Source organism: Rhizobium sp. CC1099, assembly GCF_029714385.1.
Taxonomy (GTDB): Bacteria; Pseudomonadota; Alphaproteobacteria; order Rhizobiales; family Rhizobiaceae; genus Rhizobium.
Genome location: NZ_CP121641.1, coordinates 1696086 through 1708940, shown reverse-complemented (window position 1 = coordinate 1708940; position 12855 = coordinate 1696086). Strand labels below are relative to the sequence as shown.

Annotated in this window: 14 protein-coding genes, 1 tRNA gene and 1 pseudogene; 7 read left to right on the top strand and 9 right to left on the bottom strand. The window is 60.1% G+C overall.

Annotated elements, in window-relative coordinates; genetic code table 11:
- Window positions 1-9 precede the first annotated feature (9 nt).
- Complete coding sequence (locus QA644_RS08785) at window positions 10-1902, bottom strand: peptidylprolyl isomerase (protein ID WP_283072019.1); 1893 nt, start codon at window positions 1900-1902, stop codon at window positions 10-12.
- Between the two features lie 218 nt (window positions 1903-2120).
- Here QA644_RS08785 and QA644_RS08780 point away from each other — a divergent pair, with 218 nt between their 5' ends.
- Complete coding sequence (locus tag QA644_RS08780; protein ID WP_039844924.1) at window positions 2121-2402, top strand: hypothetical protein; 282 nt, start codon at window positions 2121-2123, stop codon at window positions 2400-2402.
- Window positions 2403-2468: 66 nt separating this feature from the next.
- Here QA644_RS08780 and QA644_RS08775 read toward each other — a convergent pair whose 3' ends face one another.
- The 4 genes from QA644_RS08775 to QA644_RS08760 form a co-directional block, all read right to left on the bottom strand.
- Window positions 2469-2723: a GlsB/YeaQ/YmgE family stress response membrane protein gene (locus tag QA644_RS08775; RefSeq protein WP_074068156.1), complete on the bottom strand. Its 255-nt coding sequence runs from the start codon at window positions 2721-2723 to the stop codon at window positions 2469-2471.
- Window positions 2724-3008: 285 nt separating this feature from the next.
- Complete coding sequence (locus QA644_RS08770; RefSeq protein ID WP_283072017.1) at window positions 3009-3536, bottom strand: hypothetical protein; 528 nt, start codon at window positions 3534-3536, stop codon at window positions 3009-3011.
- Window positions 3537-3657: 121 nt separating this feature from the next.
- On the bottom strand, window positions 3658-4236 hold the full coding sequence (locus tag QA644_RS08765) for a hypothetical protein (protein ID WP_283072016.1): 579 nt from the start codon (window positions 4234-4236) through the stop codon (window positions 3658-3660).
- A 319-nt stretch (window positions 4237-4555) separates the two neighbouring features.
- Entirely contained in the window at window positions 4556-4705 is a 150-nt protein-coding gene (locus QA644_RS08760) for a DUF982 domain-containing protein (RefSeq protein ID WP_283072352.1), read from the bottom strand.
- Between the two features lie 488 nt (window positions 4706-5193).
- On the opposite strand from QA644_RS08760, the gene QA644_RS08755 reads away from it, so the two are divergent.
- Window positions 5194-5481 (top strand): DUF1236 domain-containing protein, encoded by a 288-nt coding sequence (locus QA644_RS08755; protein WP_074068150.1) that lies wholly within the window; start codon window positions 5194-5196, stop codon window positions 5479-5481.
- Window positions 5482-5596: 115 nt separating this feature from the next.
- Here the strand turns inward: QA644_RS08755 and QA644_RS08750 are convergent, their stop codons facing one another.
- Window positions 5597-6067, bottom strand: coding sequence for a cupin domain-containing protein (locus QA644_RS08750; protein WP_239598784.1), 471 nt, complete (start codon window positions 6065-6067; stop codon window positions 5597-5599).
- 140 nt (window positions 6068-6207) lie between these two features.
- On the opposite strand from QA644_RS08750, the pseudogene QA644_RS08745 reads away from it, so the two are divergent.
- Window positions 6208-6672 (top strand): annotated as a pseudogene (locus QA644_RS08745) (ATP-dependent DNA ligase); the annotation flags it as partial.
- A 108-nt stretch (window positions 6673-6780) separates the two neighbouring features.
- On the opposite strand, the gene QA644_RS08740 reads toward QA644_RS08745, so the two are convergent.
- Both QA644_RS08740 and QA644_RS08735 read right to left on the bottom strand, forming a co-directional pair.
- The gene (locus QA644_RS08740; RefSeq protein WP_074068146.1) at window positions 6781-7065 is read right to left on the bottom strand and encodes a hypothetical protein; all 285 of its coding nucleotides are present in this window, start codon (window positions 7063-7065) and stop codon (window positions 6781-6783) included.
- Between the two features lie 276 nt (window positions 7066-7341).
- Window positions 7342-7431: transfer RNA gene (locus QA644_RS08735), tRNA-Ser, on the bottom strand.
- 272 nt (window positions 7432-7703) lie between these two features.
- Here QA644_RS08735 and QA644_RS08730 point away from each other — a divergent pair.
- The 4 genes from QA644_RS08730 to QA644_RS08715 all read left to right on the top strand — a co-directional run bounded on the left by QA644_RS08730 (window position 7704) and on the right by QA644_RS08715 (window position 11892).
- Window positions 7704-8789, top strand: a complete 1086-nt coding sequence (locus tag QA644_RS08730) for a septal ring lytic transglycosylase RlpA family protein (RefSeq protein WP_283072011.1) — start codon at window positions 7704-7706, stop codon at window positions 8787-8789.
- Between the two features lie 72 nt (window positions 8790-8861).
- Complete coding sequence (locus QA644_RS08725; protein ID WP_283072010.1) at window positions 8862-10055, top strand: D-alanyl-D-alanine carboxypeptidase family protein; 1194 nt, start codon at window positions 8862-8864, stop codon at window positions 10053-10055.
- 135 nt (window positions 10056-10190) lie between these two features.
- A complete protein-coding gene (gene tmk, locus QA644_RS08720) occupies window positions 10191-10874 on the top strand; it encodes a dTMP kinase (RefSeq protein ID WP_283072351.1) in 684 nt (227 codons plus the stop codon).
- Complete coding sequence (locus QA644_RS08715) at window positions 10867-11892, top strand: DNA polymerase III subunit delta' (RefSeq protein ID WP_283072008.1); 1026 nt, start codon at window positions 10867-10869, stop codon at window positions 11890-11892. Before tmk ends, QA644_RS08715 begins: the two co-directional genes overlap by 8 nt.
- Here the strand turns inward: QA644_RS08715 and QA644_RS08710 are convergent, their stop codons facing one another.
- Window positions 11893-12693, bottom strand: coding sequence for a sulfite exporter TauE/SafE family protein (locus tag QA644_RS08710; RefSeq protein ID WP_194729711.1), 801 nt, complete (start codon window positions 12691-12693; stop codon window positions 11893-11895).
- Between the last annotated feature and the right edge of the window lie 162 nt (window positions 12694-12855).

Genomic DNA, 12855 nt, shown 5'->3' with positions numbered 1-12855 from the left:
CTACAGCTCCTAGCGAACGGCTGCCTGATCGGCGAGCGTCTGGTTGATCGACGCACCGTAGTGCGTTTGCAGTAGGTTCACCATCTGGTCAAGAATGTCGTCGCCGGCAGCGTTCGCCATGGCAGTGATCTGCGCATCCTGATTGTTCAGCACATCACCCGTCGGCTCCGTGTTGACGCTGGTGACCTTCAGCAGGATCTGCGTGCCGGGATCGCCGCCAACGGCATTTGCAACAGTATCGACCGGGCCCGTGAAGGCAGCGGTCACGCCGGCGCGGCCGAGAACGGCATCCTCGGTGCCGCGCGTGATGCCGCTCTTGCTTTCGACGGCAATTCCGAGCGGAGCTGCGATGTCGGCAAGCGTCTTGCCCTTCTGCGCTTCCTGCTTCAGCTCTCCGGACTTCTTGGCAAGTTCGAGCTTCTGCTGTTCGGCGGTCCAATCCTGCACGGCCTTGTCGCGCACTTCGGCCAGCGGGCGGTCGCGCTCCGGCGTGATTTCGCGCACGTCGAACCAGACATAACCGTCATTGCCGAGCGACAGCGCCGGCGCCTGAATGCCGGATTCGGTCTTGAAGGCTTCACCGATCAACTGCGGCTTCGCGGGGATGTCCTTGACCTCGTTGCCGTCCTTGTCCAACCCGCTCGGATCGACGGCGTCGATCACGACGGCCTTCAGCTTCAGCTGTTCGGCAATCTGCTCAAGTGTCTGGCCGGAGCCGCGCAGATCCTCGATGCGATCGTGCACGTTGATTACCTCCTGCGACGCGTTGACGAGCGCCAACTGCTTGCGGATGTCTTCCTTCACCTCGTCGAAGTTCTTGACGCTCTCCGGCTTGATGTTGGAGACGCGGAGGATGACTGGGCCGAAAGTACCGTCGACGACCGGCGTCGTGCCGCCGTCCCTGGCGACTGCGAAAGCGACATCGGCGATGGCCTGGTCCGGAACCTTGTCCTTGGTGAAATCGCCGAGCAGCACGTCGCTTGCAGTCTTGCCCTGGTCGGTCACGAGCTGATCGAAGCTGGTGCCGCTCTTGAGCGCCGTTTCGGCAGCCGTCGCCAGATCCTTGCTGGCAAAGGTCAGCTGCTCGATCGTGCGCGTTTCCGGCGTGCGATAGCTGTCCTTACGCTTGTCGAAATCCTCGCGGATCTGATCGTCCGTGACGGTCGAGGCATCCGCAATGTCGGCAGGTTCGAGCTTCAGATAGGCGATCTTGCGATATTCCGGCGCGCGAAAGCGGCTCTTGACGCCGTCGAACCACTTCGAAAGCAGATCCTCGGCCGGAGCCTTGATGGGCTCGATGTTCGCGTTCGTCAGCAGCAAGTAGTCGATGTCGCGGCTTTCCTGACGGTAGAGCTTCAGCGCGTCGACGAGCGTCTTAGGAGCGGTGAAGCCGTTCGACACCGCATCGACGATCTGGCTGCGCACAGCGACCTTGCTGCGCTCGCTGATATAATCCGCCTCACGGATGCCGGCGTTGCGCAAGCGCGAGGTGAAGAGCGTGCGATCAAACTGGCCGTTGACTGCCTTGAAACCTGGATCGTCAGCGATCAGCTGGGCTAGACGATCTTCGGAAAGGCCGAGATTCATGTCGGCGGCAAGCTGGTCGAGCGAGGCGCCGGCCACGAGCTGGGCGATCACCTGCTGCTCGACGCCGAAGGCCTTGGCCTGCTCGGGCGTCAGACGCATGCCGAACTGCTGGCTGAGGCTTGCGACCTGTCGCTGGTAGGCAAGGCGGAATTCGGTGGCGTCTACCTGCTGGTCACCGACGGTGACGACGGCCGTGCTGCTGCTGCCAGTGAGCAGCGAACTGGAGATGCCCCAAATACCGAATGAAGCGACCAGGAGAAGCATCAGGAGCTTGGCGACCCAGGTCCGGGCGGCTCTTCTCAGGAAATGGAACATCGAAACGCAAACCTCGCATTATATTTCGCCCTTTCACGGGCAAAGCTTTCGACGTTCCTTAGAACAAACGCGTAAGGAAATGAAGCGTCCGCGCGCGAAAACATAGCAGGTGCCGGCGAAGGTCCCGGAAGGCGACCACGTTTAAGAAATGAAGCGGTTCAGGGAACCTTTCGGCCCTCACGTCGTTGAAGCCGCATCCGCAAAAAGAGGAGCAGACAATGGCCGAACTCAAGACCGCCTCCGGACAAACGACGGGCGCACGCGTGAAGGCGGAAATCGCAGCAGACGATCTTTCGGCTCAAGTCACCGCATTGCGCGAGGATTTGGCACGGCTTTCCGAGAGCGTCGTTGCCTTGGGGCAGGGCGCAAAGACCGCCGTTGCCGACGAGGCTTCTGTCATGACCGAGCGTGTGCGCGAGAAAGTGCGTGAAGAGCCGATCTTCGCACTCGCCGTAACCGCCGGCATTGCCTACGTCTTCGGCCTGATGAGCCGCCGCTGAAGCGACGCGGCAACAAAAGACAGCAAAAAGCCGGGAGCTGTAGTCCCGGCTTTTGCGCGATTGAAATCAGCGCCGCACAAGGCGTCCGAGCGCAATAAGAATGCAGGCGCCGACGAAACCGGTGATCAGGTATCCGAGCCAGCCTACGAGCGGATGGATGTTCAGGACGCCGAGAATGAAATTGGCAACGATCGCGCCGACAATGCCGAGAACGATATTCATGAGCAGCCCCATATTGCTGTGCATGAATTTTTCCGCGAGCCAGCCGGCGATACCGCCGATGATGATCGCCGCAATCCAACCTACGCCTTCGCCTTCCATGGTGATCTCCCTCCTAGAGAAGCAACAAAATGAACGCAAAACCTGCAGAAACGTTCCTTGCCGGATCAGGGTAGCAGCAGTGTTACCGGCTTGTGAAATGGACAAGCTATCAACAAAGAAACAGGCCGGGGAGGGCAGGAACAGCAAAACCCGGCGGCATTCTGGAACTCTCGTTGCACATTTCTATGCAGCCCTGTGATTCTGGAGGATAGATCATTCGCTTTGCGGGGCAAGCTAAATATTAACAGGCGGTTAACTGCGAAGTTTGAATTAAAACGGCTGTCTCTAATAGGGACCGCTGGATAACGTCACCGCGATACGCGCGGGCTCTGCGCCGCGATCGGCATCGATCCAGACTTTCTCTGAAGACTGATTCTCGGTGTCGTTGCGAATATACAGCTGTTCTCCCAGCTTCGGCTCTACAACTAGCGCCATATAGGATTGGAGCGCTTTACGGGCGCCGGAAAAATCCAGCGCCAGTTCTTTGCGACGCTCCAGCACGGCAAGCAGCTCGACGGCTTTCACATATTCAATGCCTGACGTCTGATTTTCATCGGCTGTCAGGACGATCGAGAAGCGGTAAGTCCTCGTCGAATATTCGCAGCCGCCGCTTTCGACGCTCAAGTCGATATTCGGGGTGAGCGCTATGCTCTCCGAACCGGAGCCTTTCTCCTTGTCGAGCTTGAAGCTGCCATTCTTCAGCACAGATTGCGGATAATCCAGTGTGCAGCCATTGTCCGGCCGGTAGTTGCCGGCGGCCGCAGGTAGTGAAACGAGGAAAATCACCGGCAGTGCGGCAAGTCGCTTGATCATGGTATATCCGGAAGGCAGCAGGAGCTTGGAAAATACAAGCAGATTGCACGCGGCATGGGCCGAAAAGCAACCTGCTCCCTCCAGAATCCTGTTTCAGGAAAGTTGTCGCTTCCTTGTCCGTTTACCGGAAGGTGAAGGTGCGCCAGTTCGACAGGCGGGCTTTCGCGAGCACGGTTTGTGCCTCTCGCACAAAAAAGAAAGCGCCGAAGATCGCTGCGATCGTGATGAAATCCCAAAACATAGGCGCGCTCCGTTGATGGAAAGTAAAGAGCGGGTCGAAGCTTGCGCCCCCGCCGATGCTACGACCCGCTCCAAATCCGAGCGCCCGCCAGGCGCTCAAGGACATACAACCCTTATAGGGCGTCAATGAGTCCGGATATCGTAAGATATAGGGATGTGGGCGGCGTGGCAAAGCAGATCGATGTTTCTGCTGTCTGCTGAAAACCCAGAGCAGACAATACCCGCCACGGCGTGCCTTCGGGTCGGACAATGTCGTTTCTGGCCGACCACCAATGGTCAATATGAGTCCTGTGTCTACGCCATAATCCTCTGGCTCCGGATGTCGCGGAAAACAGTATTGCGAGAGGGGTTCAGCAATGGTTCGGAAACGATTGACGACATGGCGACGTTCGACGTGTGTCCGCAGCAAATGGGTCCGGACGGAGAAGCGGGCCATCGTCGCGGCCGCTGCCGCCTTCATACGCGACGTCCTGAAGCCGCGCTTTCTGCCGGAGATCCGGTCGAGTGAATGAACTGTCCGGTGGATATTCGCGGCGACTGGCGCGGTGGGCAGCCGCGCTGTTCGGTTTCATCCTGGAGCGGCGAACCGTAATGGCGCTGATTTCGTCGTCTGCGGCGGGCGCCGGAAATGGTGTTGCCCCGCCATGCCGCCCCGGAGGCGATTGGCGCGCCTCTGCAGCTGTTGGTACAATTGCGCGCCATCCCCTGAAATCGAATGGATGCACCAGCGATACGCGGAACTGCACGCCGGAGCTTGTGAGCAGCAGGGGGCGAATATTTCAGTTGGCCCTCAGAATACCAGATTCCGCTGCTGCTGCGATGAAAGCGGCCTGAGGATCTATGTCCGGCTTTTTGCCCTCGAGGGCTCGCAGACAGGCCTTCCGAGCTGCCGCATATGCGGGGCCCTTGTGACCGGGCCAGGACGTCATCAGAAACTCAACAGCTTCTCTCGTATTTTTTACGGTGCGGAAATGATCGTCGCAGTCGATCAACTCGATGCTGCGTTCCCAGATGTCCGAGCTCATGTAATGCAATCTCCGTTGGCGATCATGTCAACGGATAGCCATGAAGTCTGTTCCGAGAATCTGTTCCGAGAAAAAGTGTACAGGCGCCTACGACGGAAACAGGGCGCGGCATGATCTCAGTGAGATAGCTAAAACGGGAATACCCGCCTACCAACGGCTGATGACCGCGGCGAAGGGCAGCCATGCTCCTTGGGCGGAGTAACGTGGAAATAGCCCCTGCCTTCACCGTCGCGCACCTCCAGCGGAGGGTGCCGCCGGCTGATGCTTCCGACAATACCAGAGCGTGATCGCGCTGTTTTCCTCAAGCCATAGTAGCTCCATTCCGTGCAGCGGGGCAACTATATCTTAGCCGGCAGCGTTTTACCGGCACACTGAAAATCCTGGAGGATAACATGAAGAAAGTGGTCATCTCTGCCGTATCGCTGTTTCTGACGCTCGGGGGGGCGGCGGTCGCGCAGACAGCGACGGTTACCGTTCCCGGCGAGGTCAGAACCTATGTTCTTGAGCAGCAATCGCCATCGGTCACGTTTGAAGGTGATGTTGCAATCGGTACGGCACTTCCTGACACGGTCGAGATCCACACGATCCCCGATCAGCCCGATTACGGTTATGTGGTCGTCAACAAAAAGCGCGTGCTCGTCAATCCGAAGACCCGCGCGGTGATTGAGGTCGTCGAATAACTTGAAAGCACTGCGGGCCCCCCCGGGCCTGCGATTCCTCTCCATCAATCCACCTTCCTCCCAGTTCAAAGACTAGTCGTCCTTTCCGCTGTTGAGACATCGATGCAGCGGCTGGCTATTGCGACTTCTGAGGATCGTCCGCCGGGTTGACATACTTGATGGCCCATGGGCCAGTCGTCGTAATTTGGATGACCGTCGGTTCGTCGACGCGAGCGAAATGCGCCATGCCGGGCGGCAACGCGATGAAACTGCCTGCAGGCAGTGCCTTCGTGGCGCTCGGATCGGCGGTTTCGCCCATTCCGAGTTTGAGAGTCCCTGATACGACTGTGACCACTTCATGCACAGGATGCGTGTGCGGCGGGACCGCATAGCCCGACGGCACCTTGAGCCGGAGGGCAAACAGGCCTTCCTTACTGGGATCGCCGAACAGGACCGCCGCCTCTGCTCCAGCAGGAAGCACCTTGGGGGCCGGCCCCCACTTAACATCATCGGGAGTGACCATTGTGTGTCCACCCTCTGCCGCAGCAAAGGAGGCCATCCCGCATAATCCGATGAAGCCGGCTGCGAATATCGATGCAACTCTCATGACAAACCTCCCTCTCTCGCCGGGCCTTTACCTCGGCTGAGCGCAGGGGCAGGCTCGCGAAACGTAGATAGTACGTCCGCGGACCACGTCTAAGCAAGCTCTACCCTAATGGAGTTGAGAATTGCCTAATGGACTGAGGGATGGCAAGAGCTCCTCGGAAGCCGACGAAGTCTCTCCTCGCCAAAGAGGCCGCAAGTGTCCGTACCAGAGCCACAAAACCACGCGATCCGGCCCAGCCGAACCTTCCCCTCGATCCCATGCCGGACCGCATCGACCTATGCCTGACGCTTTTCAAGCATCAAGCCGCCGAGGGGCGAGCAGCGGGTTTACGAAATCAAATGGGGCGGGCATGACTGGACGCATCGCTTTCCGGCGATCGGTCAGGCCCGCCAAGCAGCTCGGCGTGGCGACGGCGGTTCTCGATGGCGAGGCGGTCATGCTCGACGAGCAGGGCCGGTCCGATTTCGGACTGCTGCAGCAATCGCTCGGCGGCCGGGAAGGCAAGCGGGCCTCCGGCGAAGCGATCTTCATGGCCTTCGACCTCCTCTATTTCGACGGGCGCGACCCGAGGCAGTCGAACTTCTTCGCGGCGCCATATGCTCAAGGACTGGTCACCGATCGAGAGGGCGAAAAAGGCCAAGCGAAACTCGCAACGACCTTTCTCGATCCGTCTCAATAACAACGGTCTTGCAGGCGTGGCCTAGAGACAGGCTCTACTGCTGCGCCGGAGCTGCAGGAGGAGAAGCCGGCGCCGGGGTTACATTGTTGCTGGTCGGCGCAGTCGGCGTTGCCGGTGCTGGAGCAGGCTGCGTGGAGGGCGTCGTCGAAGATGTCGAGATCGGATCGGTGTCGGGCGAGCCACCCCACTCGAACCATACAACGCCAGCCACCAGAACCACCGCGATAATGGCGACCCATGCGCCCCACGAAGAGCGACTGCGGACCGGAGTAGTGCGTGGGTCTGATCTGCGATCAGGGAATTCCGGGTCGTGAGTCATGGCAGTTTTCTCCATCTTTAACATCTTCCCCCGCTTGAAAGCGGGGGATTTCCGAGGGGGCGCGAAGCTCCGCCGATCGTTATCGCTTCAACGGAGAGCCGCTGCCCTTCCTCCACGATCATAGACGCCGTGTTCCGACGCAGGATGTTGATTGCAGCATTGTGGTCGGCATGGGCGACACGTCACCAGCGGTTTTGGCAACGGTTTCGTAGGTATTTCCGGGTGAGAATCCAGCCTCGCTCGTTTCCGGCAAGTGCAATGCCTAAACAGTGCTCATGGCGGAAGAGGTGGGATTCGAACCCACGGTACGGTTTCCCGCACGCCGGTTTTCAAGACCGGTTCCTTAAACCACTCGGACACTCTTCCTTGCGCGCCTTATGGCGCAAAGGATATGGCCAATGCAAGGGTCGGGCGTAAAAATCTGCCGCCGGAAGACCCGGCTGGATGACGATTGCGCGATGCGCCGTTAGGGGTTTGTAAACCATGATCATTAAAATTGTTTCTATCACCGCGAAATCATTCGCAAATTCGCCATGATGGCCGCCGAGTTAAAGTCTCGTTAGGTGAGTGGGCGTAGGCATGACTGGCCCGTTGTCGGGCAGGTTCTTAACCATACGATCTTGGGCGGCGTGGGACATATGAGACTGGAATGCGGGGCGACCTCTTTCGCAACGGGTACGCGGTGGCTGGCGTTGGCGTTGATGTGCGCCACCGTCACGGCTTGCGGTACGACTTCGCAGGCGCCAAAGAAGCGCGCTCACGGCAAGGAATATTTCTCCGAAAAAGAATATGGCGTCAAAGCCAGTCCGCGCGTTGCCAGTGGCGCCAACATACCGAAGGGGGGCGGGCGCTACATCGTCGGCAACCCTTATGAGGTCAAGGGCAAGTGGTATTATCCCAAGGAGGACTTCGCCTATAACAAGGTGGGCGTAGCCTCGTGGTATGGCTCCGCATTTCACGGCCGGTTGACGGCAAACGGCGAAGTCTACGACCAGATGCATCTTTCCGCGGCGCATCCGACTTTCCCTTTGCCGAGCTACGCACGTGTCACAAATCTCGAAAACGGCTCGTCGGTGGTCGTGCGCGTCAACGACCGCGGCCCTTATCATGAAGGCCGCATCATCGATCTTTCCAACAAAACGGCGGACATGATCGACCTGCAGCACAGCGGCACCGGCAAGGTGCGCGTGCAGTATGTCGGCAAGGCGCGCATGGACGGGCACGACATGCCTTACCTGATGGCGTCCTACGTGCCGAAGGGAAGCCGGATTCCGGGCGTCAATCCGGGAGGTCAGATCGCAACCGGGGTGATGGTGGCGTCGAACAGCAAGCGGATCACCGGCGATCAGCTGCAGAGCCTTGGGACTTTGACCGTGGATCAATCGCGTGTGCCGGTGCCGATGTCTGCGACGGCCTATGGCGGCTCGACGCCGAGCGCTCGCTACAATGCGGCACCGGTGGCGACACCAGCTCCCGTTCTCGGAAATTCAGGACAGGCTTTCGGGCAGATGGTCGTGCTTCCGGAAATCGGGCCCGTTCCCTATGAGCGTCCATATGGTTACGGGCAGGACGGTTCGCTCGCGATGGGCTACCAGGACGAGGACGTGAAGACGGTGACCGTAGAGCTTGCTTTCGACGCCGTCATGGTCCGCAATGACGGGCTGACGCAGGATTCGATCCTCGCCTCCCTCAAGCGCCAGCAGGCAAAACAGATCGCGCCCTGATTGGAAGCGATTGCGCGCAGCGCGCGCTGCCTCTAACGTCCGGAGTCGAACCTTCGATCCTATGGAGCCTCGATGTTGAAGCGTCTGCTTCGTCTTTGTGCGTGCCTTCTGCCATTCGCTTCGCCATCCTACGCTGCCGAAACCGCGCCCGCCGGCTTTGTAACCAAGGCCGCACAGGCCTACATGATCGAGGCATCCACCGGAACGGTGCTGCTTGCAAAGAACGAGGAGCAGAGTTTTTCACCCGCCTCGCTCGCAAAGCTGATGACGATGGATCTGGTCTTCGGCTCGTTGAAGAAGGGCGAGATCACGCTCGACACCGAATATCCGGTTTCCGAATATGCCTGGCGAACGGGAGGTGCTCCGTCGCGGACGGCAACGATGTTTGCCGTGCTGAAATCCCGCATCCGTGTCGAGGACTTGATCAAGGGCGTCGCCATCCAGGGTGCCAACGACGGATCCATCATCCTTGCGGAGGGCATGAGCGGCACGGAGGGCAATTTCGCCGCCGCAATGACGGGGCGGGCGGAGGTGCTCGGCATGCCGAAAACGGTCTTTGGAAACTCGACCGGCCTGCCGGACGGCAAGAGCAAGGTATCGGCGCGTGACTTGGTGACGCTTGCGATCGATCTGCAGCAATCCTATCCCGAATATTATCATTATTTCGCGCAGCCCGATTTCGAGTGGAACAGGATTTTCCAGCGCAACCGCAACCCTTTGCTCGGCCTTGGACTCGGCGCGGACGGACTGGCGACCGGCTTTGCAGAGGGCGAGGGATATTCGATCGTCGCCTCGGCGGAGCGAGATGGAAAGCGGCTCTTCCTGGCGCTCGGCGGCATTGCTTCCGACAAGGAACGGACCGAGGAGGCAAAGCGCATCCTGGAATGGGGGCAGACGGCCTTCGAGGACCGGCAGCTTTTCGCGGACGAGGAAATCGTCGGCGCGGCCAGCGTCTATGGCGGCCAGGCCGGAAAAGTGGACCTCGTCGCGAAGGGGGCTGTCAGCGTCTACATTCCGGTCAGCAATCCTGACAGGCTCTCGGCGCGGATCGTTTACCGCTGGCCGCTGATGGCGCCCGTTGCTGCCGATGCCAAAGCGGGCACGCTGGTCATATCGGCGGGCGGCCGCGTGTTGCGCGAGGTGCCACTTTACACCGCGCATGGCGTCGAGCAGGGTTCGCTGACGAGCCGGGCGGTCGACGCGCTTCTGGAACTCGGCGAATCGCTGTTCTTCTCGTGGCTCTGGGACAATGCCGAGCCCACCTGATCGCCATATTCATTGCCTAAATTGCCGGGGAAGGACCGGAAGGCGCCTAGCCTGAAGGTTTCGCTTGGCCCTGTCTTCGGATAGATAGGAAGAAAGCCCGGTGGCGCGGGCGCTGAAGAATACGGGAATGTGTCATTGTCATCCGGTACGGGATTGTTCGTTACGTTTGAAGGCGGGGAAGGGGCTGGGAAATCCACGCAGATCCGCCGGCTGGCGGAAGCGCTGAGGGCGCGCGGCCATGAGGTTCTGCTGACGCGGGAACCCGGCGGGTCGCCTGGTGCGGAAGCCGTGCGCCACGTGCTGCTGTCCGGTAGCGCGGAAGCCTTCGGCACGCGCATGGAAGCCATTCTCTTCGCCGCAGCCCGTAACGATCACGTCGAAGCGGTCATTCGCCCGGCGCTTCTCCAGGGCAAGATCGTGCTGTGCGACCGGTTCATGGATTCCTCGCGCGTCTATCAAGGCGTGACGGGCAATCTCGAGGCGGACTTCATCGAGACGCTGCAGCGGATCGCCGTCAACGGCGTCGTACCAGATTGCACGCTGATCCTCGACATTCCGGCAAGGCTTGGTCTGGAGCGAGCAAAGAAGCGCAGTGCGGCGACGGCGGACCGACCGGACCGTTTCGAAAGGGAAGAACTTGAGACGCACGAAAAACGCCGCGAAGCCTATCTCGACATAGCCGCGCGCGAACCGGAGCGGTGCCACGTCGTCAACGCGACGCAGGACGAAGAGCCGATTGCCGCGGAAATTCTTGCGATCGTCAATCAGCTTCTTGGGCCTGTTGCCGTCGCCAAGATGCCGGAGGCCGCGCATGAGTGACGAGCGGCCGGGGCTTCTGGACGGCGCCATCTGGCCGGCCGAAAACACGAAACTTTTTGGGCATGACGAAGCCCAGGCTTTTCTTTCCCAATCCTATCGCTCCGGCAAGGGCCATCACGCGGTCCTGATCGAGGGGCCGGAGGGCATCGGGAAGGCAACCCTTGCTTTTCGCTTTGCAAACTACGTTCTGTCGAATCCCGATCCGGCAACGGCGCCTGCAACGATCGGCGATCCTGATGCGGCCTCTGCCGTCAGCCGCCAGATCGCTTCCGGGGCGTCGCATAATCTGCTCTATCTTTCGCGTCCCGTTGACGAGAAGACAGGCAAAGTGAAGTCGGCGATCACGGTGGACGAGGTGCGGCGCGCCGGACGCTTCTTCTCGCAGACCTCCGGAACAGGAAACTGGCGCATCGTCATCATCGATCCGGCAGACGACATGAACCGCAATGCGGCCAACGCCATCCTGAAAATTCTGGAGGAGCCGCCCAAACGCGCGCTTTTCCTCGTGCTGTCGCATGCGCCGGGAAAGCTTCTGCCGACGATCCGTTCACGGTGCCTGCCGCTTAAGCTTTCGCCGCTGGATAATGGCGCCCTGGGCGCGGCACTCGCCAATCTCGGCGTAACCGGCAGCGATGCCTCGATGATATCGATCGCGAAAGGCAGCGTCGGGGAGGCGTTGAAGCTCCTGAACTACGGCGGCGGCGAGATCATCGCGGCATACAACGAGGTCGTGTCGGCTCAAGGCCCGACGGCTCGAAAGGCAATGCATCGTTTGGCGGAGGCCTTGTCCGGCAAGGATAGCGACACGATATTCGAATTCTTCGTGAGCCATGTCGGTGACGACCTGATGCACCGGGCGCGCCACGCGGCGCAAGCAGGCGAGCTTTCCGCCGCCGAACGGCTGGCACGCCTGCAATCCGATATCAACGAGCGGCTTGCCGTTTCCGACGCTTACAACCTCGACCGCAAGCAGACGATCCTCAGCATTCTCGGCGACATCAAGCAGCCGGGCCTCTGATCAGCCGGCAAGCAGTTTCCAGGCGACGATCGCGAGCGTGAGCGCAAGCACGATGCGAATGGTGCGTTCATGCAGCTTCGGCGCCAGGAGGCTGCCGGCGATGATGCCCGGAATCGAGCCGACCAGCAGTGCCAAAAGCAGGAGCCAGTCGATCTCGCCGATGATCCAGTAGCCCATGCCGCCGATGAGCGTCAGCGGCACCGCGTGGACGATATCGGAGCCGACGATTTCGCGGACATCCAGTCGCGGATAAAGCACAAGCAAGATCGTTACCCCGAGTGCACCGGCACCGACCGATGTCAGTGTGACAAGGATGCCGAGAGCCAGCCCGAGGATGACGGTGAGAACGGCAATCGTCGCCGGACGGGGCGGGGCGCGCTCGCCAGTGACCCGGCGAGCAAAGCGGAGAATCTGCGCGCGGAAGACAAGCATCACGGCCGTCATGACGAGCAGCCAGCCAAGCGCTGCGGTAATCGTATGGGTAACCTCGACGCTCTTGCGGTCGACGCCTGCCATCAGCCAGAGCATCAGGAGCGCTGCCGGAACACTTCCCGCCCCGAGCGCACCGACAACTCGCCAGTTGATACGGCCATGCATGCCATGGACCGCCGTGCCCGCCGTCTTGGTGACGGCGGCATAGAGCAGGTCGGTTCCGACCGCGGTTGCCGGATGGACGCCGAATAACAGGACGAGCAGCGGCGTCATCAGCGAGCCGCCGCCCACGCCGGTGATGCCGACAAGCGCGCCGACGAAAAAGCCGGAAAGTGAATAGAGAGGCTGAAAATTTTCGAGAAACGTCAAGCGACGGACCTCTGACAGACAGAGAAACGGCTTTTGCCCGCTGCTGGAAATCTCACTTCGGTTGCGCCCTGTTCTTCAGTTTCGCAAGGCCTAGAATGTGGCAGAAAGCGAGTCAAGCTCAGCGCTTCGGCAAACCGCCAAATCATAAGCGCTTTCGAAACT